The sequence below is a fragment of the Shewanella sp. Isolate11 genome, from assembly GCF_022398315.1.
Lineage (GTDB): Bacteria > Pseudomonadota > Gammaproteobacteria > Enterobacterales > Shewanellaceae > Shewanella.
The window spans coordinates 217,106-239,965 of sequence record NZ_JAKEVF010000001.1 but is presented as its reverse complement, the minus strand read 5'-3'; the positions used below and the strand labels follow the sequence as shown (position 1 = coordinate 239,965).

Genomic DNA, 22,860 nt, shown 5'->3' with positions numbered 1-22,860 from the left:
TGAGTGAAGATATCAGGCTAAAGCTAATCGATTTTAGTCTGCTATGGTGATGAGAAACCTATGAGTAAAGCCGTTACTGCCGCCCTGTTATCCGCTTTTATCTGCCCCGGCAGTGGCCATTTCTACCTTAAGCGACACAATACGGGCACTCTGCTGTCTTGCATCAGTTTAACTGGTTTGGTTTATTTGCTTTATTATGCGGTGCAGCAGGCACAATCGGTTGCCGATCGTATTCTATCGGGTGAACTACCACTGGATATGGATTTAATTTATCAACAGGTAACCCAAACACCAGCGGGCAGCAGCGCACTATGGATTAACATCGCCACCTATGCCTTTGTGATCAGCTGGATTGTCGGCATTGTCGATGCCTATCGAATTGGTAAGCAACAAGCCGAAAATTAACAATCGATTTAAGTCAGATTTAAAAACAGATTTTGAAATATAGGCTGTTTGTTGAAATAAAAAGGAGCCATTTGGCTCCTTTTTAAGTTTTACTGATTAACTAACCTGAGCTCTGGATAAGCAGAGCCGCTGAATAGGCACCTTTGCGTGCCTCTCTGCGTTGCTCTGCCTAACCATAGCACGCTATGGTGTACGACAGAGCGCCTTGATATGCCCAAAAATCTGCACATTCAGTCAGGAAATAGACTTTCCTTTTCGAACTAATCCTTTATAGCATTGAATTAGCTTGTTAAATTTAGATTTTCCGACACTCGTTATCCCGAGTTCAGGTTAACTAACTTGCCGTTCTTACCGCTTTTGTTTTAGAGAAGTCATGTTGACTCGAAAAAGTCGGATTCAAACAATGGCTGCTGGCAGGGTTATCACTAAAGCTGTACTGACTATTAGCCGCCGTTGTCTTAGAGAAGTCATGGCGAGTCGAGCGTTTCAACTGATAACTATGATTTACCGATGGGTTATCGGCAAAATGATAATCAGATTGAGCCGCTGCGGTTTTTGAGAAGTCAGGCCTTTCGGCTAATGCAGGGATAGACACTACCAAAGAGGTTAATACTAGGGTCGCGCTGGCTAACACTTTCATATGTACTCCAATCTTTTTGACCACAAATTTTGATTATTAATCACTCAGGCATCTTAACCCAAAACGGACAAAGTGTGAACCAGATCTCACTTTTATAGGGTTTATACCAATCGGTCTAAGGAAGTGCGCTTCACTCGAATCAACAGGGATGCTGTTAATGCCCTTAATGCAGGCACAATTAATGGCCTTACCTCCTAATTAAACAACAAAGATAAACACGCCCTAAGATTGCAGAGGTCATCCTAATGATACTGGGATAAAAAAGCCCCTTAAAAAGAGGCTTTAGAGAGATCTATTTATCCCTTAGATAGGTGAGCCAGGGGGCATTTTTAGTGGCTTAGCAATAATTTTGACTTGCGGATCATCCAAGCCTTTTTGCAATACTCGCTCCAACCATTCAAAGTGTGCCGCTTCATAAGCACTGCTGCGTTTCGCTTTACGACTCAATTGCTTAAGCACATAATCTAAACGCGCACCAATATGGGCTTTCACCTCTGGTGAACTGACCTCGCTGTGATAGCTTGCCAATAACTGTTCAAGCACCACGCTATTGACTCGCATCCATACCCCTAAGCTTTCACCCTTAGGTGATTCGTTGTAAAGGGTGGTGGCCAGTAAACGGTCTACTATCGTTGTGACTGACAATTGCTCTTTATCGGCTAAGTACTCCTGTTCAACCCGATTTAAGCGCGTTGGATTAAGCAGCTGCTGACACACATGGCGGCTCAACACTTCAGCCATGCCGATAGCATCGATGACCACTCCCGTCGCACTATCAAAACTTTCGCGGGTTGGCTGATAATTGCCAGATTTTGGCACTAAGGCTCGTTCTAATTCGGCCGGTATCGTCAATGACTCTGGTGCTAGGCTTGCCAGCAGAATCTCTAGGGCATTTTTTTGCAACTCTGGTGCAATATAGTGCCACTCTTTACCGCTAGATGCCGTGGAATAGCTGTAATCGGTACCACCAATAAATTTAGCGGCGGCGGTAATTTGATAACGGGTCAGCAGATACACAGGCACTAAGGCATCACGCAATTCACCATAGGGCTGACCATCGAGTAAAGCCGAGTCTGAGAACTGCATTAAAGCTTGCTGACGCACGGCGCTAAGACGCTCCAGCTCGGCGACAGGATCATTACCGTTATCCCAAAGACTAGCGTAGGCGTTACTGGATCCGGCGCGGCGCGAATCCGCCTCACCGATATAACGCAAACCTTTTTGCTCAACATCCGTCATCAGCTTAGCCAACTTGCCAGCTTGAGTTGCCTTGCTGAACTGGCCATAACCATAGGCGATAGTAAATTTATCCCAAGGTCCTACACCCACGTCATAAGGTTTTGAGATGTCTATACTATGGCCATTGAGGCTGACGTAGGGATGGGGATAGTCCATCACAGATGCATTATCGTTACTTGAGGCAGCAAAGTTATGATCTAAGCCTAAGGTATGTCCTACTTCATGGGCTGCAAGCTGACGAATCCGCGCTAATGACAATGCGGTTGCCGCATCTTCGGCCTTATTGCGGTCGGCCCACCCCGCAGTTAAACCACGAGCAATAAGGTGATCTTGCCGCACACGTTGACTACCTAACGTCACATGGCCTTTGATAATTTCACCGGTGCGAGGGTCGGTGACAGCACTACCATATGACCAGCCGCGCGTCGCACGATGTACCCATTGGATCACGTTGTAACGAATATCTTGTGGGTCAGCATCTTCCGGTAATAGCTCTACTTTGAAACCATCGATAAAGCCCGCCTCAGTAAAGGCAGCTTCCCACCAGCGTGCGCCATCGAGTAAGGCGCTGCGGATGGGCTCAGGTACACCGGGGTCAAGATAATAAACGATAGGCTTGACCACTTTTGACGGCGCATCACCGGGAGTCACCTTAGTTAAACGGTGGCGTAGGAGGTGACGCTTAACGATATCGTGATTGAGCTGCGTACCATAATCAAAATACTCATCGGATAGATAACCACTATTTGGGTGATAGTCACGCGGCTGATAGTTATCATCGGGCAATTCAATAAACGAGTAACGCATACGCACTGACATCTGCTTAGCCTCTGGCGTGACTTGCGCCACCTGTTCGCCCGGCTTATTGCTATTAAACGTCAGTAACACATCCACATCGCTGTTACGCTTAAATGACTTAACCCCTTTCGGTAAAATCAGCGAATGTTCTTTATCGAGACGATAGTTACCCTGCTTGGTCTGCTCTAACACATCGGTAATGCCATGCAGATCATTAATCACTAAATCATTGATGGCAACTAGGGTACGTTTACCTTCAACCACTTTACCGCGCCACAATACCGACTCGGCAAAGGCTTCTTTGACTGCTCTTTGTTCGGCGGCGTTATCGGTTTCGGCGCGATAATAGGTATTGAGTTGCTTGAGAATTAAATAGGGGCCATGACGCTCAAACTGCACCATACGCGTGCGGCCTAGCTGACCACGGTCAAGCCCAATGTCATTAGACCCTACCCCGTGAGGCAAACTGGTTAACAATAAAAATGGCTGATTAACGCGATTGGCTTCTAAATAAAGATCGCCCGAGTCTTTTTCATAAAAGAGGTTGATAAACCCGCTAGCCGCTTGGCTAGATTGAATGAGTTTAGCGCTGCTATCAGCTGCAGCAAAGGCATTGGCGGCGGGGAAGATCGCTAACGCGACGGCCAACGCGAGTGTAGAGGGTTTCATCGTGACTCCTATACTTGGCAACTTGTTATTTTTCTATACCAATCGCATGTCATACATACATAAAACCCTAGCTTAACAGGTATTTTTCAAGCCTCAAGCGCTAATCTACGGCGGCAAAAAATAAGGCAGCCGAAGCTGCCTTATTGTCGATATTATTGGACTACATCTTTTTATTAATCCACTCGTTTAAGGTGTCAAACAGCTCATTGAGCACTATGGGTTTAGTAATATGGGCGTTCATGCCTGCAGCCAAACTCTTCTCCCTATCACCTGACATAGCATGTGCCGTCATCGCAATCACTGGCAACTCTTGCTGCGTGTATTTCTTACGTAGCTCTTTGGTGGCCGTAAGGCCATCCATCACAGGCATTTGAATATCCATCAACACCGCATCGTAAGATTTACTGTCAACCATATCTAAGGCTATCTGACCATTTTCTGCCACATCCACTTCATAACCAGCACTCTTTAGCAGTTCAGTCGCGACCTGCTGGTTAATAAAGTTATCTTCAACCAATAAAACCAAACCCGATACCTGTAAATCGCGCTCTTTCACTTTCTCGCTTACCGGCTTAATTGTCGGTTTATCCACAAAGGCGGAAATGATTTCATCGAACAAGGACGAGGCCTTAAAGGGCTTTTGCAGCATGGCCGCAATTTCGAGGTCGCTCAAATCTTCCTTCAGCGGCTCAGAGGCGTAAGCGGTCATCATGATGATCACCGGACGTTTCTCTAAACGGCCATCGGCAACCATGGCATCGATCTCTTTGATCACCTCAACCCCATCCATCTCGGGCATCATCCAGTCAATCAACAGTAAGTCTACGGGGCGACGGACCAGCTTATATAAACCTTCGGTGCCGCTGGCTGCGGTTTCAACATCAAAATGGAAATCGCGCATGGCACTGGAATAGATCTGCAGTGCGGTCGGGTTATCATCCACCACTAAGGTTTTAAGGTTGCCTAAAATTTCTGGCACCACCAGCGGCTTCACTTCGGCTTCTTCGGCAATTTCAAAGCTAATGGTGAAGCTAAAGGTACTACCGACACCCAGCTCACTTTCCACCTGCATGGTACCGCCCATCATGGAAACCAAGTGTTTACTGATCGATAAGCCCAGCCCGGTACCGCCATATTTGCGGGTCGTCGAACCATCGGCCTGAGCAAAGGCATCGAACAGGCTCTCTTGCTGCTCTTTGCTGATCCCGATACCCGTATCGCGTACCCAGAATTTCAGCGTGATACGATGATCGCGCTCGCCAACATCTTCACAGCCCAGTTCAATTTCACCATTTTGGGTAAACTTCACCGCGTTACTGAGCATGTTAATCAACACTTGTCCTAGACGCAGTGGATCGCCTTCGAGGATCAGTCCCGCCGTCACCGGCGCGTAGAGTAGCAGTTCGACTCCTTTCTCTTGCGCTTTTAGGGCGTTGAGATCCAACGCATGATCCAGCACTTTGTCCAGTGGGAAAGAGACTCGCTCCAGCTCTAACTTACCGGCTTCAATCTTAGAAAAGTCGAGAATATCGTTGATGATCCGCAGCAATGACTGCGCCGAGAATCCAGCTTTATCGAGATAATCTGCCTGTTGTTGCGTCAGCGAAGTACGGCTAGCTAGCTGTAACATACCGATAATGGCATTCATCGGTGTACGAATTTCATGACTCATGTTGGCCAGAAACTCACTCTTATAAAGGTTAGCCGATTCGGCATCTTGCTTTGCTTCGAGCAGGGCTACTTCGTTGCTCTTATGACGAGTAATATCTTTATGGGTACCCACCATACGTTTTGGCTGATTGTCAGAGGTAAACTCGACCACTCGACCACGACTCAGCACCCAGTGGTACATGCCGCTCTTACCGCGCATCCTGAACTCAATATCATAAGCGCCAACCGGATCGGCAAGATATTGCTGACGATACTCTTCGACGCGGATCTGATCATCTGGGTGAATTAACTCATCAATCGCCGACACTAACGCAGGAAATTCATTGGTTTCATAGCCCAGCATTGAGTAATAAGCTGGGTTGCAGATGATCTGTTCTGAGTCGAGATACCAATCCCACAAACCATCTTCTACCGCATCCATCGCCAAGTGATACCGCTCCTCTGACAAACGCAACTGTTCTGCCGATTCATATTCACGGGTGACATCACGCCATACCGCAATCAAACCCAATAACTCGCCACGGCGGTTATAGAAAGGAATCTTCAGGGTATCAAGCAACACAGGCTTACCGGACAACTCGACTTTTTCTTGATAACGCAGCGGAGTTCGTTCGGCAAGCACCCGCTCATCTTCGGCGCGGATTCGCACCGACTGTTCGTTAGAGGTCATGGAGATAGAATCTTGACCGATGATCTCACTTTCGGTGTAACCCAACATGCGCTCGGCCGACTTGTTACAACCGAGGTATTTCCCCTCTTTATCTTTAAATACAATCGCTTCAGGAATAGAGTCCAACAAGGAACGTAGCAAGGCATATTCACGCTCGCGCCGCTCAGTGGTCTCTTTTAAGCGTTCGGTACGCCGCGCAACCAGATTATCCAAACGACGATTCTGCTCCGCCAGATGGCGAGTATATTGCTGGTTTTCTTCGAAAATACGACTGACCAGCTGGAACCAAGGCTCCCAACCTTGGGTAATCTTCTTAGGCGGTTTACGTGGCTCCTGCGAACAGCCCTCTAGGTGAGTCAGCAGCCGCGAAGCTGGGCTCACAAAGGAGCGGCGTGTCTGCCAATGAACAATAGTCACCAACACTGACAGTGCAATCACCACTAATAAGAAGGTCAGCTCGAGCTTTTCCCAGGAGTCTTTAAACAGTTCGTTTTCGTTTTGCAGATACAGCAATCGCCAAGGTGCATTTTGCAGCGCAACCGAGTGAATATAATAGCCATTACGCATGATGCCTTCGTGGGCATCGAACAGCTCTGACTCTGACACCGAATGTAGCGCTGAAGGGATCTTCTGACTGATGTGATACACCCGATTAATATCGGCAGTGTCAATATCGCTATGGGACAGAATATTGTTTTGCTGATCGAGCAAAATCACCGTACCTGGCATCTTAAAATAGAGGCGGATCTGTTTCGCCAACGATGACAGCGTTAAGTCGAGGTTGATTGAGCCAATAAATTCATCTTCCAAATAGATGGGCACACCTAAGGTAGTCAGCAGACCTTTACCATTTGGCTCGACATAGGCAGGACTCCAGAACACGCTACGCTGGGGGTTCATCGCTGGGGTAGCCAGTTGGAATTGGTTCTTGTTGAGTAACTCTTCTCTAAAGCGTTGCTCGTCCGATGGCCACGGATAGTAGGACATCATCTTGTGCTTAGAGATGTAGTAAATCGATGAGGCTTTTGGCGCCGCCTCTGTCGCTACTGGAAAAGAGAGCGATAGCTCAAACAGCATCTCAAGTTCTTGATAAAACTTGTCGGTGCGGCCATTGAGGGAACCTGCGCCGGTGATCCGTCCCATATTGGTAAAAGGCTCACCGCTGGTAGCGTAATTGGGCTCTAGAGTAAAATATTGCCCACTCTCGTTGAATTTTTCATATTTAGGCAGGCGATCGGTACGCACTAATTCGCCAAGTTTTAAGTGGTCCACCGCCACGTTTCTCAGGCTTTTTACCGCTCGAATACTCGACTCCAACAATAAGTCGATTTGCAATACGTGACGCTCAACCAATTCTTCTCGTTGCGTCATCATCTGCGCTTTCTGGCGCTCGAAGAAAAACCACGCCGTTAACAAAGCCATAATGATCACACCAATATAGGTATAAAATACAGCGCGGTTGTAGTTTTTTTGGATCGGTGACTTAAGCTGTAAGTCAGGCTCTGTCGATTTCATTCATTACCTTTGAGAACAAACTCCTACCACCAAGCATCCCTTTGGTGGTTTTCAATACTCATCATATAGTATCAGGAAGCTAGGGCATTGGAATACTTAGCATAATAGACTTAGGTCAAAGTAAATAAGATTTATGTCCATTTGATGCAAAAAGACTCCACATTGTGAAGTCTTTGTAGGTTAGCCTATTGCTGGCTAACTAGGTCAGATTAGCGAACTTGAGCTTACAAATTCTCCTCGGCAAATTCTGCCAGACGCGAACGTACCACGCCGTTTAGGTAAACATTGGCACTGCCTTCAAAGTTCTTAAAACGTTCGACTATATATGTCAGGCCCGATGTCACTGGGGTTAAGTAGTTAGAATCGATCTGCGCTAAGTTGCCGCTACAGATAAGTTTAGTGCCCTCACCCATACGGGTGATCATGGTCTTAATTTGCGATGCGGTCAGGTTTTGACACTCATCGAGTAACACCACTGAATTTTGAATTGAGCGACCACGCATAAAGTTAATCGACTTAAACTGAATGTTGGCCTTGTCCATGATGTAGTTCATGCTACCGCTAGGGTTAACATCGTTCTTATGAAGCACTTCCAAGGTATCCGTGATTGCCGCCAGCCAAGGCGCCATTTTTTCCTCTTCGGTACCGGGTAAGAAGCCGATAGATTCGGCAATTTCTGGGGTATTACGAGTAACGATCACTTTCTCGTATAGGCCACGTTCAACCACCATCTCCAGTGCGGCAGCCATTGCCAGCAAGGTTTTACCACAGCCAGCTGGGCCAGTAAGGATAACCAAGTCGATATCGGGATCCAGCAGCGCCTGCATCGCCATGCCCTGATAAATGTTTTTCGGCTTGATGCCCCAGGCATCGAGATGCATCATGCGATCTCGTCCCAAGTCTAAAATCTCAAGCTCTTGATCGGTATTACTCAGTACGCGGCCACAAAAATTAGACTCTTGGTCAATCAGATATTGGTTGGTGTAGTAGTTCTCTTCCCCCACTTCAGCCACAGGCACTCGGTGCACCGTATGACGCCCCTGACCTTCGGTAACAACATGTTCTTTGCGCGCCCAAAAATCCCCTTCGAATTGGTGAAAACCTTTAGTTAAGAAGCGAATATCGTCAATCAGCTGATCGGTACGGTAATCTTCAACCAGTTCAATCCCTGCGCCCTTAGCCTTGAGACGCATATTGATATCTTTGGTAACCAGTACCACTTTACGAGGATGATGCAGATGTTGTAGATGCAGTGCGGTGTTGATAATACGATTATCATTGTTATCGCCAGGTAGCGATGCTTGAGTAAATTCCAATTGATGGTCGGGGAAGATGGAAAGATGTCCAACGGCGTCACCATGGCCTTCACGTAAGGGTAATTGCACTCCTTTAACAATTTGCTCTGGAGTGGTTTCTCCACCGAGGATGTCTTCTAATGCTCTGATTGCGACTCGTGCGTCTCGGCTTACGTCTCTTTTTCTATCTTTGATCTGATCCAGTTCTTCCAGAACAGTCATGGGGACAACTACGTCATGCTCTTTAAACGAATAGATAGCTAAAGGTTCATGCAGTAACACATTGGTATCCAGTACAAACAACTTTTTGTCGTCTTGCTCCATGGCGCCTCCAATTTGTGCGTAGGGATAAATTTTTAATTAGATAGAACTGCGATAATCCATGGTCTCCTTGTTGTCAGTAACATGAGGTTAACAACCTCGCTTTAAATCCATACTGACACCAAAATGGATCGGCATCAACGGAAAATTATCACCAATTTAAACTTCAATGCTTTACCGAGATTGCCCCCTGTATATGACGTTAAGATGACAGTTTTTGACCACTTAATTACAACTGCTCAATTTGTAATCTACTCGTCAAGCAATTAGGCTTTAAAGGTCGTTTAGGGCGGGTTTTGTGTTCGACATCACCGCCTTGATTGGATAACATACGCGCCCTTTCTAGCCCAGTAGTGAGAATTTAGTAATGCCCTTTTCTTTAGGTCAACGTTGGATCAGTGATACCGAATCAGAGCTTGGTTTAGGTACCGTTGTCGGATTAGAAGGCCGCATGGTGACTTTGATGTTTCCTGCCACCGATGAAAACCGTATGTTTTCCCGCGCCGACGCGCCATTGACCCGAGTGATTTATAACCCAGGCGATACTATTGAAAGTCACGAAGGCTGGAGCCTCACCGTCAGCGAGCTAGAAGAAAAAGACGGCCTGGTTATCTACCACGGTATCCACAGTGAAACCGAACAACAGGTTAGCCTCAGAGAAACCCTGCTCAATCACAATATCCGTTTTAACAAACCTCAAGACCGATTGTTTGCGGGACAGATTGACCGTCTCGACCGTTTTGGTGTGCGTTATCAATGTCAGTTATTAAGACATAAACTGGCGACATCAGATCTATTGGGACTACAAGGTCCGAGAGTTGGCTTGATCCCGCATCAACAATGGATCGCCCATGAGGTGGGTCAACGTTTTGCTCCAAGAGTGCTACTTGCCGATGAAGTGGGTTTAGGTAAAACCATCGAAGCGGGCTTAATCATCCACCAACAACTGCTTACCGGACGCGCCGAACGTATCTTGGTGATCGTTCCTGATACCTTGCGTCATCAGTGGTTGGTTGAAATGCTGCGTCGCTTTAATTTGCGTTTTTCGGTATTCGATGAAGACCGCTGTGTCGAAGCCTATGCCGATAACGACAATCCGTTCTATACAGAGCAGCTCGTCATCTGCTCTTTAGAACTGCTACGCAAGAAGAAACGCCTAGAGCAAGCCTTAGATGCCGATTGGGATCTGATGGTTGTCGATGAAGCGCATCATCTTGAGTGGAGTGAAGAGGCACCAAGTCGTGCTTACAGTGTCGTTGAAGCCTTAAGCCAAGTCGTCCCAGGCGTGTTGCTATTAACCGCCACCCCAGATCAGCTAGGACACCAGAGTCACTTTGCCCGTTTGCGCTTACTCGACCCCGATCGTTTCTACGACTATCAAGCCTTCCTGAAAGAGGAAGAAAGCTACAAAGAAGTGGCCAGCGCAGCCGATGCCTTAGCCAAAGGCAGTAAGTTACCCGATAGCGCTGTTGTCAGCCTCACCGAACTGCTTAATGAAAAAGATATCACGCCGGCGCTACGTCTGATTGAAGATGAATCCGTCGATGTGGATTTGCGCAACGAGGCTCGCGATGAACTATTGCAAGAGCTATTAGACCGCCACGGTACGGGTCGCGTGCTGTATCGTAACAGTCGCGCCTCAGTAAAAGGGTTCCCTAAGCGTCTGTTCCATGCTCACCCGCAGACGATGCCCGCCCAATATGTGACCGCCGCCAGAGTGGCAGCCATGATGGACGGCAGTAAAGATATCGATGCCAAGGTAAAACAGGCATTAAGCCCAGAAAAACTCTATCAAGCCTTCGAGAGCGATAGCGCCAGTTGGTGGAAATTCGATCCTCGAGTCGATTGGTTAATCGACTTCTTAAAGACTCATCGCAGCAAGAAGGTGTTGATCATCGCCAGCCGCGCCGAAACCGCGCTGAGTCTAGAAGAAGCCTTGCGTACCCGTGAAGGTATTCAGGCAACGGTATTCCATGAAGGCATGTCGATTATCGAGCGCGATAAGGCCGGGGCTTATTTTGCCCAAGAAACCGGTGGCGCGCAGGCATTGATCTGTAGCGAAATTGGCTCTGAAGGACGTAACTTCCAGTTTGCCAGTCATTTAGTCTTGTTCGATCTGCCGCTTAATCCCGATCTGCTTGAGCAGCGTATCGGTCGTCTCGATCGAATCGGTCAGGCAAACGATGTCGAGATCCATCTGCCTTATCTCGCCGATACGGCGCAAGAACGTTTAATGCAGTGGTATAACCAAGGCCTAAATGCCTTCGAGCAGACCTGCCCTATTGGCCATATTCTGTTTAATGAGTTTTCCCAAGAGCTGCTAACTCAGCTGTTAGAACAAGATGAAACTCATTTCACTCAGCTGCTTAATCACACTCAGACTCGCTATAAAGCATTGAAAAAGGCGATGGAACAAGGCCGCGATAAGCTGCTGGAGATTAACTCTCACGGCGGCGACAAGGCCAATAAACTGGTCGCCAGTCTTGCGGCGCGAGATCAAGATACTCAGCTGATTGGTTCGGTTATCCGCCTGTGGGACATCATAGGTGTCGAGCAGGAAGACAGCGGTGAAAACGCCATCGTGCTTCACCCAAGTGAGCACATGATGTTCCCAACCTATCCAGGGCTGCCGGAAGATGGCTTAACCGTCACCTTCGATCGTGAAATGGCACTGTCTCGTGACGATATTGCGCTGATCACCCAAGAGCATCCTTTGGTACAAACCGGATTGGATTTAATCACCTCGTCAGAAACCGGCACCACCAGCGTAGCCGTATTGAAGAATAAGGCGCTACCTGCAGGAACAATTTTCCTTGAGCTTATTTATATGGCCGATGCATCTGCACCTAAGTCGAGCCAACTGTATCGCTATATGCCACCGACACCTGTGCGGATCTTGCTAGACAAAAATGGCAATAACTTGTCAGATAATGTGAGTTACGAAAGTTTCGATAAGCAGCTCAGCGCGGTTAATCGTCATATCGCCAGCAAATTGGTTAACGCCTCGCAAACCCTGCTGCATCCGCTGTTTGCCAAGGCTGAAACTTATGCACAGGTCGAACTGCAACAACTTACCGAGAGCGCTCGCGCTAAGATGACCAGCCAACTCACCAACGAGCTAGCACGTTTAGAGGCGCTTAAAGCGGTTAACCCCAATATTCGTGACGAAGAGTTAACCCACCTTAAAGAGCAGATGAGCGAACTGAATCAGTACCTTGACGGTTGCCTGTTACAACTCGATGCTGTGCGCCTAGTGCTCGTCAGCCACGCATAATGTGTCTCTGCGATACCTAAAGTCAGCAATGCGGCAGTTTAGACTGCCGCATTGCTGTTTATCACCGCACTGCACTGCACTGCACTATATTGGCAGCAGATCTGAAAACGGGCATACTGTTAGGCTCAACAAGCCAATAGAATGACCTTAGCTTCATGAAACCGCTATTACTCATCACCTTGCTCATCAGCCTTGTCGCCAGCAGCGGTTTTACCCTAGCAAAATATGACTACGTACCGACTGATGAGATTGCCGAGATCCAAATTAACGGCAGTCCAAGTCAAGTCTTAGTCCGCCCTTGGCAAGGCCAACATCAAATGGGCGCCGCCATCTTAATCGGAGATTTAGGCACTCATGCTGATCCTGTCGGTATCATCAGTTATTTACGACGTCATCTGAATCAGCAGGGCTGGGCCACCATTAGCCTACCCGCTCCCGATGCAGCGGCTCAGGTCAATTTTGAAACGAAAGCGGGCGAGATCCCCAAAGCGGGAGAAAAACAGCTAGAGCCACAAACCGATACAGCCCAGTCTATGTATACTCAATCTCAGTGGCGTGAGATCCGAGACAGCCAAAACCAGCAGCTGATCCAAACCATTAATCAGATTGACCCGCTAGGCCAACCCTATGCAGGTAAGCGTATGTTGATTGTAGAGGCTCGTGGAGCAGGCATTGTTATCGACCAACTGTTTCACGGCCGTTTAGCCACGCCGGATATTTTAGTGGTGATAAACCCCTATTCGCCACACAGTGAAGAAAACCGCCAATTGCCACAACAACTGGGAAAACTGAATCTTGCCGTGCTGGATATTCAGTCTCCCGATGCCACAGCAGAAGCCTTGGCGACCGCCGAGCAAAGGCTGCAATTAGCACCGCAAAATAAACCGTTACGCTATGAACAGCAGCGACTGGCACTGAACCTGGATCAGCCGAGTACTTGGCTTGAAGTGTTGAAGATGATTGATGGATTTGCCAGACGGATAGACAAGGCCTATCCGTAGCATTAGTAGACTATTTTTTATCTTTGCTCAGCATTAATGCCAGTGCGACCAACACCACGATAATGCCCATATACAGCAGTTCCAACATGGAAGCGGGTTTCATCTCAGTAAAGTAAGAAAACACCTTAATGATTAACATCATTAAGATCACTTTACCTAGCTTACTTTTGAGCGAATCGATGCTACTGATCACCAAGATTTTACCACCGGCCTCACTGTCTTCTGCCGCCTGTAAGTTGCTAATAAATAGTTCATAAAGCCCAAAAGCGAAGATGAGTAATACCGAGCCCAATAGGAAAGTATCGAGTATCTCAACCACCACCATGACCAGTTCATTACGCACTTGATGGCTCCCCGTCATTAGGTAATCCCAGATCAGCGCCGTCATATGCACCACATCTTTAATTCCCATAATGAACACGACGAAGGCGGCCACGATACAGGCAAACACACCCACCATAACCGAGAGGCGACTACTCCACAGAAAACGTTCAAACAGTTCACGCATGTATTCTTTCCTATTGTTGTTATGACTTAATACTGATTGGCATAAGATCCTAATCGTCTGTTGCACTAAGATCTCAACAATCTAAATAGAGTGTGATTAAGCTCATGTTTATCGACTACCACCACGGCTGACGTTGACCATAACGACGCTGTGGATCTTTCGTCTGTCGTAGCGCGGCGATCGCCCGATTCTTGCCCAACAATAGTCGAATTTGACTCCAGGTCTCGCGGCGCAGCAAGCTGGACTCACAGGCTCGCCAACTTCGATTGATATTATGCTTAATGGCAGCACTGGCATCGGGAGAAGTATTGAGTAACTGTTTAGCTAAGGTCTTAGCATGTGCTAGCGGATGTTCACTTATCTGTGTCACTAGACCATATTGCTGCGCTTGTTGTGCATCGATAATATCCGCACTTAAGGTGAGCAACATGGCAATGTCTTTAGTCACTAGCTCTCTTAAACCTACGAAGCCGGCCATGTCCGGCACTAGCCCCCATTTAGCCTCCATGATCGACAAACGACAATCTGGGCTGGCCACACGGATATCGGCACCTAACGCAATTTGCATCCCGCCACCATAACAAATGCCTTCCAAGGCACAAATAACCGGTACAGGTAAACGTCGCCAACCTATAGAGACTTGCTGGGCCAAATTAGCCTGACCCGGCAACCACTTAAATAACAGCTTTAACGCCTGTAGCGGCGAACTCATAACACTACCAACATCGAGGCCAGAACAGAAATTGCCGCCACTACCAGTTAAGATCACGACACGAATATCTCGATCTTTCGCCAGACGTTTTTGCACCCTGCGTATCTCAGTAAACATCTCATAATTCAGGGCATTGTATTTTTCAGGACGCTGTAACTCGACGATGGCAATTTGTGATTCAAGGGTCAATTTAACACAGGGGTGGAACATGGTTTTTCCCTCCTTCGAAACCAACAAGTCTGTCCATAACCTTGGATGTTAACACATTTGTTAAATCCAGCTAAAACATGTAACATCCGCCCAATTTCTGACAGCCGTCAATAAAATGTCACCCACTATTTTACCTAGCGAGTTTAATTTGATACTTATAATGAAACGAAAGGTTTACTCTCATTTAACTGGCTGTAGATAAATTTACAGAATAAAGCTGGGAGCTTTTGTTAATTTGCAGTGTCTTAGTAAATTAACCACGAATTATCTAGCATAGTTATGAATGTTGGAATTTTAGAAATTACAAAAGTTGGTCGTCAATAGCAGCTTAACAAGCTATTTACAGACCAAATTAGGACCGAATAACAGGATGTCACTCCCAATACTGATCTGCGATGACTCTGCACTAGCAAGAAAGCAGATGGCACGAATACTTCCTAAGGATTGGGATATCGAACTCACCTTCGCCACTAACGGCGCAGAGGGACTCGAAGCCATTAGAAATGGCAAAGGCGAGGTGGTTTTTCTTGATCTCAATATGCCCGTCATGGATGGTTATGATGTGTTGCAAGCCATACATGATGAAGATCTCCCAGCCATGGTGATCGTCGTTTCTGGCGATATTCAGCCTCAAGCTCATGCTAAGGTGAAATCCTTAGGTGCCCTCGACTTTATCCAAAAGCCAATCAGCACTAATGGCATCAGTCATATCTTGCAAGCTTACGGCATTCTTAATACAGGCTCAGATCAAAACAACACGCCAGCAATGATTGAGGTCGATTTTCGCGATGCCTGTCAAGAAGTGGCTAATATCGCCATGGGACGTGCGGCGGATCTGTTGGCTAAATTGCTCAATGTCTATGTGTTACTGCCCATCCCCAGCGTGAATGTGCTCGAAGTCAGCGAACTCACCATGACGCTCAAAGCCACCGAACAATACAGCAGTATTTCGGCGCTATGCCAAGGCTTTATCGGTGCTGGCGTTGCAGGTGAAGCCTTGTTGCTGTTCCATGATTCCTCTTTTAAAGATATGGCCAAATTAATGGGATTTGAAAACCCAGAAGACAGCAATACTGAAATTGAGGTGATGATAGATACAGGTAATGTACTGATTGGTGCCTTCCTCAGCGGAATATCAGAACAACTGCACATGCAATTTAGTCAGAGTCATCCTGTGGTATTGGGCAGACATTGTAGCGTCAACGACTTAGTGCAGGAAAACGCCAGCAAGTGGTCTCGCACCTTAGCGATGGAGATTAACTATCGAATCGAAGGCCACAACATTCAATGCGACTTGTTGCTACTGTTTACTGAAGACTCATTGCCGACGCTCAACAACAAGCTTAACTATATGCTCGATTAATCTGGATATCACATGACACAAAAGCAAAGCCCGATTAATGAATTACACTGGCTTATCGATATGGTGCAAACCATCGAAGTCGGCTTAGTGGTGCTCGATCGTCATTACGATGTGCAGTTATGGAATGGTTTTATGGAAAACCACAGTGGTATATCCCCTAGCAGCATCAGAGGGAAAAACCTATTCGACAAGCTGGACTATCTACCTGCGGCATGGTTAAAGCAGAAAATGGAGTCAGTATTCCTGCTCAAAAATCGAGCCTTTATCAGCTGGGAACAACGTCCTTACATATTTAAATTCGGTAATTATCGTCCCATTACCGGACGAGCCGATTTCATGTATCAAAATGTCACCCTGTTGCCCATTTCATCGCCAACAGGAGAAATTACTCACATCAGCTTGATTATCTATGATGTGACCGACGTGGCCATTAACCGTTTACAGCTCAAGTCGGCAAATGAACGTTTAGAACACCTGAGCCAAACCGATGAACTGACGCAACTACATAATCGGCGCCATTGGCAAGTCAGTATGCAGCACGAGTTTGATCGTTATAATCGCTATGGTGAACCCACCACTTTAGTGATGTTCGATATCGATCATTTCAAAAAAATCAATGACACCTATGGCCATGTGGCTGGTGATAAGGTGATCCAGCATGTGGCGACAATATTAAAGCAATCGCTGCGTGATACCGATTATGCAGGCCGCTATGGTGGGGAAGAGTTTTCAGTATTGCTACCCAGTACGGTGGCAGAACAAGGGTTGCATTTTGCCCAACGATTACGAGAGAAAATTGCCGCCACCGAGATGCATTATGAAGGCTTCAATATGAGTGTCACCATCAGCATTGGTATTTGTGGCCTCGACCCTAGCATCACCAGTAGCGCCCAATGGCTGGCCCAGGCTGATAAGGCTTTATATAGCGCCAAAGATGCTGGACGTAACTGTTGCAAGGTTTACCAGCAGCAATAGCGACGGCTGTAAAATGGCTGGTTATAAAAAAGCTCATCAATCGATGAGCTTTTTTATAATTAATGGAATCGAGCCTGCTGTTCGTCTAGCTCATCTTCTTCATCGGCCTGATCACCAATAAAATAGGTGCCCCAACCGTCATAATCCACTTTCTGTTTGGCCGCTAACTGGATCAAATCTTCACAGGCTTTATCCAACAGAGCCACATCTAGTTTGTGATAAGCAATGGCATCGAAACAATAGATCACCGAACCATCGTCTAGCTCCATCTCTTCGGCATCGTTGACTTCGAATCCCATTTTAAAGGCTTCAACTGCAGCCTTCTCTAAACGATCAAAGTTAGTTGCTGAAAAATGGTGCTCAATAGTGTATTCAGCATCGGGCTCAGAACCATCGGCAAGGATCGCATCGACAATCTCTTGATTCTCTTGTTTCTGTTCCTGTAACTGACGTTGTGTAGACATGGATCACTCCAACTTAAACAAATAAAATAATGAGTTAAACGGCCTTTTGCGCCATTAACACTTTGGCTTCCTGATTTAACTGCGCTAACTTTTCGGCCATCATGGCATGAATGTGCGCCGAAAGCTCTTTAACTTGGTTTTTCGCCAAACCTTTGGTTTCTATCGGTTCCATCATCTCAATGATAACCACACCATTGTTCCAACGATTAAGCTTAATATGCTCTTGGTTAGAAGCCAATACTGGCACCATAGCGACCCCGGCTTCGATCGCAGTATGGAATGCTCCGGCCTTAAAAGGTAACAAGCCCTTACCTCGAGAACGAGTGCCTTCAGGGAAAATCCAAATAGACAAACATTTGTCTTTAATCTTCTTGGCTGTCTGTGCCATGGTTTCAAAGGCGCGATTACGATTCTTACGGTCGATCAGGATATTACCCGATAACCAATAGATCTGCCCAAACACAGGGATCCAAGCCAAACTCTTTTTCCCCAAGCTTACAGTCCCTTTGGGCACCACTGCGGTATGAGTAAACAAATCAAAGTTATTTTGATGATTGGCAAGATAAATACAAGGCTCTTTTAAGTCGACTTTGGCCTTACGCACGACCACTTTCACCCCTAATACAGGCGCAGCCCAAGAGAAGATTCTAGCAAAAAAGTGAACATTATCACGGTGACGAGGTCGCAGTAGACAATAGAGTCCACCAAAAACAAAAGCCAGTAATAACATGGTGGCCAAGATCAATGACCTGAGAATTAACAGCACAATAAACCCTCGTGATTTAAGAGGCGCCATTATATCAGTAAGAAAAATGACTTACACCTGTATGCTGAAGATTTCATCAACCGTTCATTTTCGGGTGAATCCTTATCATCCCATACTTACAAGTCTTTTATTTTAAACAAAAAAATAAGCTGACTTTGCCAAGCCAGCTTACTTATCATTATGTAGAAAGACACACGGTTATCGGTTTTCCAAATGACTTTTAGCCAATTAAATCGTTTTTCCCTTAATTACCAGTGCGCTCAAATAACGAAAAACGACCGCACTCAGGGCCAAGGTCGCCACAATCGCCGCGCCACTGGGCAAGTCGAAGGTCGCCGATAAAATCAACCCCACGGCATAACCCATAATCCCGACCAGGTAAGCCATCGCCCACTTAGATTTGCCCAGATACTTATTTACCGCCAACGCTGGCAAAATCAGCGAACTAAACACCAAGTAGACCCCTACCAGTTCCACTGACAAGGTGATCACTAAGGCAAAAATCAGATAAAAAGCCACGCCATCCAACAGCTGCGGTCTTAAGGCGATGGCCACTAAAACCAGGGCAGACACAATCGCAGGTACCCAAAGTTGAGACCAATTGACCCATAATATTTGACCAGACATCAACTGTTTGAGCATCTCAGCACCATGAGGATCATTGGACAATAACAACATGGCTGCCACTGCCGATAACACATAGAAACAACCAATAATGGCTTCCAACTCATCGGCCATGCGCTTAGATAACCAAGCAATAAATCCGGCTCCCATTAAGGCAAACAGCGCTGGCATCCAAAGATGTGCGTAAGCAATATGCTCAATATCATGATTGGTGTGGGCAATAATCGCCCCCAAGGCCGCCACTTGAGCGATGGCCAAATCGATGAAAATAATACCGCGCTTTAACACTTGGCTACCTAGCAACACGTGGGTTGATAACACGAGTATCCCAGCAGCAAAGGCAGGTAATAAAATAGACAGTAGGTCTAAATCCAACATGATGTGTACCTATCGATTAATCACGATAGCGTCTCATTAACGAGACGCTATCTTGAAACCACTACTTTTGACTAGTTTTCAGCAATAAAGTAATGACACTTTGGTAGAGCGAGAACAAGTCTTGACTATCGTCGTTGCCACCTACTGACATAGGTAACATCTGCACAGGAAGATCGGTACGTTCCCCCAACCAATCGGCACCACGCTCATCTTGATAAGATGCCACGATAATCGCCATGACATCCCCTTGTTTGGCACGACTCTGCAAGCTGGCCAAATGACTTGTGCTCGGCGGTAGTCCAGGCTTAGGCTCTAAGTCACCCACTTGTTCCATACCCAACCAGTTAAACAGGTAACGGAAGCTGGTGTGGTAAGCGATCACTTTCTTGCCTTTAAGCGGCGCCGCGAGCGTTTGCCACTTTACTGTTGCCGCTTGCCAACGAGTAGAGAAATCGGTGAAAGCCGCGTCATACTGCGGCTTTGCATCGGGATCTAATTGAACCAACTTCAGGTTAAGCGCCTGAGCTACTTGCAATAAACGCTCAGGATCGAAATGCAGATGCGGATTACCTTGGGCATGAACATCACCCATGCTGCGATCGACTTTATCGAGCTTATCCAATGTTTGAATATGCTCAGCGGCATAGAACAGACCATTGTCGGTCGAACGCACCTTGGCGTTAGCCGATTTCATCTGCAGCATAGGTAACCAACCCACCTCTAATCCGGCACCAGCACAGATGGCTAAATCCGCCTGGCGCAGCTTAGCGATAAGGCTTGGTCTGGCCTGCACTTGATGCGGATCTTGCATCGCTGTGGTCGCCGAATAAATGTTGGCATCAGGAGCCAACGCTTTTGCCAGCGCAGCATACTCAGGTTCACAGGCAAAAATATTCAGTTCAGCCTGTGCAGTATTAACAAACGAGAGTGCAAGTGCCGCGCAGCTTGCTTTGATAAATTTAGAATTGATGCGCACCGTGAGCCCCCAAAGCCATAACATATTGAAGTGTGATGACATGGTCATCTTCGATACCATCGAAGTTAGTGCCATCCTGATGAGTATATTGCAAACGAACGGTAGAGAAATGACTGTTATGCCAAGCCAAACTCACTTCAGTTTCTTTCAGCTTCTGCGCGTCAAAATGATCGTCATGCAGTTCATGGGTATCAAGCTGGCCATAACGCAATCCCGCTGACCAATTGGGTGTAAATTGATACACAGAGCTGACGTACCAACCCGTGTGATCACCCGGAGCATCATCATGTGCATGGGTAGCGGCATGATCTTCTGCTGGTGCATAATCGGTGACGCGGAAAAACTCACCGCTTAAGGTCAAGTGTTGATACTTATAGTTACCATTGGGCGCCCACTTATAGACAAAGTCAGCGATATAAGTGTTTTCACCTGTGTACATAGCACCGTGGCTATGGTCATGGTCATGGTCATGATCATCGACCGCTGCAGTCCCTGAGGATAAAGGTTCTGACAGACGTCCATTTTCATTGCGCAGGTAACTTAGGCCCATCATCCATGAACTACTAACCCCAATATCACCACCAAATTTAGTGAAGGCGGTATAGACCCCTAAGTTTTTAAACTCACGATCTCCGACTTCATCTTCGGCGCGCATGCTATCGCCTTTAAAGGCTTCAACACCTAAGGTCCAATAGAGATCCGTCGGGGCGACATAAGCCAGACGTAAACCATCATCGAAATAATGGCTGCCTAAGAAAGCACGGTAAGCGGCTGGTCTGTCGGTAAAAGCATCAACATGCACATGTTGATTATTCATGTAACCGACATCAGACAAGAAACGTCCGGCGCGAACCGAGAAGCCTGCAGGCATAGACAAAGTCTGAATAAAGGCTTCTTCCAAACCTATCTCAGTCTCGCCGTCATTCGTTTCTACCACAGTGGTTAACTTGCCATAAAACATATCATCGATATTGGCACTTAACGCTAATTCGGTATGGCCTAAACCAAACCCTTCGCTACGTTCCGCCATCGGTCGCTCGGTGTTTTGATAATAACCATCAAGAATCGCACTGATAGCAGGATTAGTGAGTGTCGCATCTTCGGCTAGCACACTGTTTGAAACTAAGGCACAGGCGACAGCCGCCACAGATGAACGGATAATAAAGCGAGTCATAAAATCTCCAAATATAAGCAAGTTTCTCTCTTGTCAAAGACAATAAGAGATAAAAATTTAAATTTTAAAAAATGGCTTATAGGAGAACGGGAGGGGCACGACTGTGAAAATAGCTAACGTGACGGCTCTGGGTCGAGAACGCGGCCTCGACTTGAGGTGCACAATTTTGCTGGGGAAGAGTAAAACTGAAATCGCCACAAGGGAGTAGCGTATTGAAATGTGCCTTATGAATACACAAGGTACAGTGATTTTGCGCCGCATCATCAAAATGTTCCAGACTATGGGCAGGCGCAGCAACAGACAAGCAGAACAGTATGGCACTGAGCCACATTGCTACGCTTTTTGCTAACCTTGGATGGATAAATGCCATAGTGCTAAACAGTAATAATTAAACAATTGCGACCTTGTCTTGAGCGAGGAGTGTTATAGATCACATCTTTGAAGTCAAGCAACAATCGCGACATCACATGTTAGCTTTGTAACAAAAACTATCGACGAACGAACTGTAAGTCCAATGCTAAAGCATGAGCCAGGTCACCTCAACTAGCGATTAAATTAAGTCTGTCTTAAGTAATAGTGACTAAAATGTAGCTTAAATAATTGATACCAGATATCTACGATTCAGATACTAGGAATAACAGTATGAAAGAATTTTTCCGTGAAAATTTAAAAATGATATTTTGGACAACCATCTTCTTTGTTGCCATATTAGGCGGCATCTATTACGTTGAAGCGGCGCTAGAAGCACAAGTTCAGGTTGTCGACTAACAGCCAACTGAGCCACAAGGTGAGTCATCAAACTCACCTTTTTGTTAAATAGCATACAATGGGCTTGGGGCTCTCAACGATATTTACGTCTGTGTTCACTGTCATCCACTTGCTTAACTTCTGGTGCTTCAGTCACCTTGAGATGATCCATCAAGTGACACACCAACAGGGTCATTACCGCTAAAATCCCCACGGGTATCGTTAAAAAACGCAGTTCTGAGTCAAAATACCCATACACTAACGCCGCAGCGCCAATATAAAACCCCAACATCTTTAATAGGCTCAGCAACGGACTTTTCCCTAACCAAGCCTGACAATGAGGACATTGGATCTGCGCATTAAGCCCTTTTCCTCGTTGCGCCTTTACGCTATCGACACCAAAAGATTTACTACAGTGAGTACACAACACAATACAAGCCCCCATAATTTGGCGCACAGTTTAAC

General features: G+C 46.6%; 19 protein-coding genes. 6 read left to right on the top strand and 13 right to left on the bottom strand.

Annotated features, from left to right (window positions below; all coding sequences use genetic code 11):
- The first annotated feature begins 60 nt into the window (after window positions 1-60).
- Complete coding sequence (locus L1D21_RS01080; RefSeq protein WP_239843385.1) at window positions 61-405, top strand: hypothetical protein; 345 nt, start codon at window positions 61-63, stop codon at window positions 403-405.
- Window positions 406-739: 334 nt separating this feature from the next.
- Here L1D21_RS01080 and L1D21_RS01075 read toward each other — a convergent pair whose 3' ends face one another.
- The 4 genes from L1D21_RS01075 to L1D21_RS01060 all read right to left on the bottom strand — a co-directional run bounded on the left by L1D21_RS01075 (window position 740) and on the right by L1D21_RS01060 (window position 9,226).
- A complete protein-coding gene (locus L1D21_RS01075) occupies window positions 740-1,045 on the bottom strand; it encodes a hypothetical protein (RefSeq protein ID WP_239843384.1) in 306 nt (101 codons plus the stop codon).
- 303 nt (window positions 1,046-1,348) lie between these two features.
- Window positions 1,349-3,751, bottom strand: coding sequence for a zinc-dependent metalloprotease (locus tag L1D21_RS01070; RefSeq protein ID WP_239843383.1), 2,403 nt, complete (start codon window positions 3,749-3,751; stop codon window positions 1,349-1,351).
- Between the two features lie 160 nt (window positions 3,752-3,911).
- The gene (locus tag L1D21_RS01065) at window positions 3,912-7,607 is read right to left on the bottom strand and encodes a response regulator (protein ID WP_239843382.1); all 3,696 of its coding nucleotides are present in this window, start codon (window positions 7,605-7,607) and stop codon (window positions 3,912-3,914) included.
- A gap of 224 nt (window positions 7,608-7,831) precedes the next feature.
- Window positions 7,832-9,226 (bottom strand): PhoH family protein, encoded by a 1,395-nt coding sequence (locus L1D21_RS01060; RefSeq protein WP_239843381.1) that lies wholly within the window; start codon window positions 9,224-9,226, stop codon window positions 7,832-7,834.
- 364 nt (window positions 9,227-9,590) lie between these two features.
- On the opposite strand from L1D21_RS01060, the gene rapA reads away from it, so the two are divergent.
- Together rapA and L1D21_RS01050 are read left to right on the top strand one after the other, a co-directional pair.
- Window positions 9,591-12,497 (top strand): RNA polymerase-associated protein RapA, encoded by a 2,907-nt coding sequence (rapA, locus tag L1D21_RS01055; RefSeq protein WP_239843380.1) that lies wholly within the window; start codon window positions 9,591-9,593, stop codon window positions 12,495-12,497.
- 155 nt (window positions 12,498-12,652) lie between these two features.
- Window positions 12,653-13,498: a DUF3530 family protein gene (locus L1D21_RS01050; RefSeq protein WP_239843379.1), complete on the top strand. Its 846-nt coding sequence runs from the start codon at window positions 12,653-12,655 to the stop codon at window positions 13,496-13,498.
- Between the two features lie 10 nt (window positions 13,499-13,508).
- Here the strand turns inward: L1D21_RS01050 and L1D21_RS01045 are convergent, their stop codons facing one another.
- Complete coding sequence (locus tag L1D21_RS01045; protein ID WP_239843378.1) at window positions 13,509-14,006, bottom strand: YqhA family protein; 498 nt, start codon at window positions 14,004-14,006, stop codon at window positions 13,509-13,511.
- A 115-nt stretch (window positions 14,007-14,121) separates the two neighbouring features.
- On the bottom strand, window positions 14,122-14,928 hold the full coding sequence (locus L1D21_RS01040; RefSeq protein ID WP_239843377.1) for a crotonase/enoyl-CoA hydratase family protein: 807 nt from the start codon (window positions 14,926-14,928) through the stop codon (window positions 14,122-14,124).
- Between the two features lie 370 nt (window positions 14,929-15,298).
- Between L1D21_RS01040 and L1D21_RS01035 the strand changes: the two genes are divergently transcribed.
- A complete protein-coding gene (locus L1D21_RS01035; RefSeq protein ID WP_239843376.1) occupies window positions 15,299-16,291 on the top strand; it encodes a response regulator in 993 nt (330 codons plus the stop codon).
- Window positions 16,292-16,303: 12 nt separating this feature from the next.
- Window positions 16,304-17,266, top strand: coding sequence for a diguanylate cyclase (locus L1D21_RS01030; protein WP_239843374.1), 963 nt, complete (start codon window positions 16,304-16,306; stop codon window positions 17,264-17,266).
- 59 nt (window positions 17,267-17,325) lie between these two features.
- Here the strand turns inward: L1D21_RS01030 and rraB are convergent, their stop codons facing one another.
- The 6 genes from rraB to L1D21_RS01000 form a co-directional block, all read right to left on the bottom strand.
- Window positions 17,326-17,730 (bottom strand): ribonuclease E inhibitor RraB, encoded by a 405-nt coding sequence (gene rraB / locus L1D21_RS01025; protein ID WP_239843372.1) that lies wholly within the window; start codon window positions 17,728-17,730, stop codon window positions 17,326-17,328.
- Window positions 17,731-17,764: 34 nt separating this feature from the next.
- The gene (locus L1D21_RS01020; RefSeq protein ID WP_239843370.1) at window positions 17,765-18,496 is read right to left on the bottom strand and encodes a 1-acylglycerol-3-phosphate O-acyltransferase; all 732 of its coding nucleotides are present in this window, start codon (window positions 18,494-18,496) and stop codon (window positions 17,765-17,767) included.
- A 228-nt stretch (window positions 18,497-18,724) separates the two neighbouring features.
- Window positions 18,725-19,498 carry a metal ABC transporter permease gene (locus L1D21_RS01015; RefSeq protein WP_239843369.1) on the bottom strand — a complete coding sequence of 258 codons (774 nt, stop codon included), beginning with the start codon at window positions 19,496-19,498 and terminating at the stop codon, window positions 18,725-18,727.
- A 61-nt stretch (window positions 19,499-19,559) separates the two neighbouring features.
- On the bottom strand, window positions 19,560-20,474 hold the full coding sequence (locus tag L1D21_RS01010) for a zinc ABC transporter substrate-binding protein (RefSeq protein ID WP_239843367.1): 915 nt from the start codon (window positions 20,472-20,474) through the stop codon (window positions 19,560-19,562).
- On the bottom strand, window positions 20,458-21,648 hold the full coding sequence (locus tag L1D21_RS01005) for an OprO/OprP family phosphate-selective porin (RefSeq protein ID WP_239843366.1): 1,191 nt from the start codon (window positions 21,646-21,648) through the stop codon (window positions 20,458-20,460). Before L1D21_RS01005 ends, L1D21_RS01010 begins: the two co-directional genes overlap by 17 nt.
- Window positions 21,649-21,724: 76 nt before the next feature.
- Window positions 21,725-21,979, bottom strand: coding sequence for an ABC-type zinc uptake system zinc chaperone (locus L1D21_RS01000; protein WP_239843365.1), 255 nt, complete (start codon window positions 21,977-21,979; stop codon window positions 21,725-21,727).
- Window positions 21,980-22,290: 311 nt separating this feature from the next.
- Here L1D21_RS01000 and L1D21_RS16495 point away from each other — a divergent pair, with 311 nt between their 5' ends.
- The gene (locus tag L1D21_RS16495) at window positions 22,291-22,416 is read left to right on the top strand and encodes a hypothetical protein (RefSeq protein WP_275658874.1); all 126 of its coding nucleotides are present in this window, start codon (window positions 22,291-22,293) and stop codon (window positions 22,414-22,416) included.
- Between the two features lie 73 nt (window positions 22,417-22,489).
- Here the strand turns inward: L1D21_RS16495 and L1D21_RS00995 are convergent, their stop codons facing one another.
- Window positions 22,490-22,825 (bottom strand): hypothetical protein, encoded by a 336-nt coding sequence (locus L1D21_RS00995; RefSeq protein WP_239844157.1) that lies wholly within the window; start codon window positions 22,823-22,825, stop codon window positions 22,490-22,492.
- Window positions 22,826-22,860 lie beyond the last annotated feature (35 nt).

Coding starts and splice junctions, on each gene's coding strand:
- rapA (WP_239843380.1), top strand. CDS start 9,591: ATGCCCTTTTCTTTAGGTCAACGTTGGATCAGTGATACCGAATCAGAG.
- L1D21_RS01080 (WP_239843385.1), top strand. CDS start 61: ATGAGTAAAGCCGTTACTGCCGCCCTGTTATCCGCTTTTATCTGCCCC.
- L1D21_RS01045 (WP_239843378.1), bottom strand. CDS start 14,006: ATGCGTGAACTGTTTGAACGTTTTCTGTGGAGTAGTCGCCTCTCGGTT.
- L1D21_RS01030 (WP_239843374.1), top strand. CDS start 16,304: ATGACACAAAAGCAAAGCCCGATTAATGAATTACACTGGCTTATCGAT.
- L1D21_RS01035 (WP_239843376.1), top strand. CDS start 15,299: ATGTCACTCCCAATACTGATCTGCGATGACTCTGCACTAGCAAGAAAG.
- L1D21_RS16495 (WP_275658874.1), top strand. CDS start 22,291: ATGAAAGAATTTTTCCGTGAAAATTTAAAAATGATATTTTGGACAACC.
- L1D21_RS01050 (WP_239843379.1), top strand. CDS start 12,653: ATGAAACCGCTATTACTCATCACCTTGCTCATCAGCCTTGTCGCCAGC.
- L1D21_RS01005 (WP_239843366.1), bottom strand. CDS start 21,648: ATGACTCGCTTTATTATCCGTTCATCTGTGGCGGCTGTCGCCTGTGCC.
- L1D21_RS01075 (WP_239843384.1), bottom strand. CDS start 1,045: ATGAAAGTGTTAGCCAGCGCGACCCTAGTATTAACCTCTTTGGTAGTG.
- L1D21_RS01070 (WP_239843383.1), bottom strand. CDS start 3,751: ATGAAACCCTCTACACTCGCGTTGGCCGTCGCGTTAGCGATCTTCCCC.
- rraB (WP_239843372.1), bottom strand. CDS start 17,730: ATGTCTACACAACGTCAGTTACAGGAACAGAAACAAGAGAATCAAGAG.
- L1D21_RS01060 (WP_239843381.1), bottom strand. CDS start 9,226: ATGGAGCAAGACGACAAAAAGTTGTTTGTACTGGATACCAATGTGTTA.
- L1D21_RS01000 (WP_239843365.1), bottom strand. CDS start 21,979: ATGTGGCTCAGTGCCATACTGTTCTGCTTGTCTGTTGCTGCGCCTGCC.
- L1D21_RS01065 (WP_239843382.1), bottom strand. CDS start 7,607: ATGAAATCGACAGAGCCTGACTTACAGCTTAAGTCACCGATCCAAAAA.
- L1D21_RS01040 (WP_239843377.1), bottom strand. CDS start 14,928: ATGTTCCACCCCTGTGTTAAATTGACCCTTGAATCACAAATTGCCATC.
- L1D21_RS01015 (WP_239843369.1), bottom strand. CDS start 19,498: ATGTTGGATTTAGACCTACTGTCTATTTTATTACCTGCCTTTGCTGCT.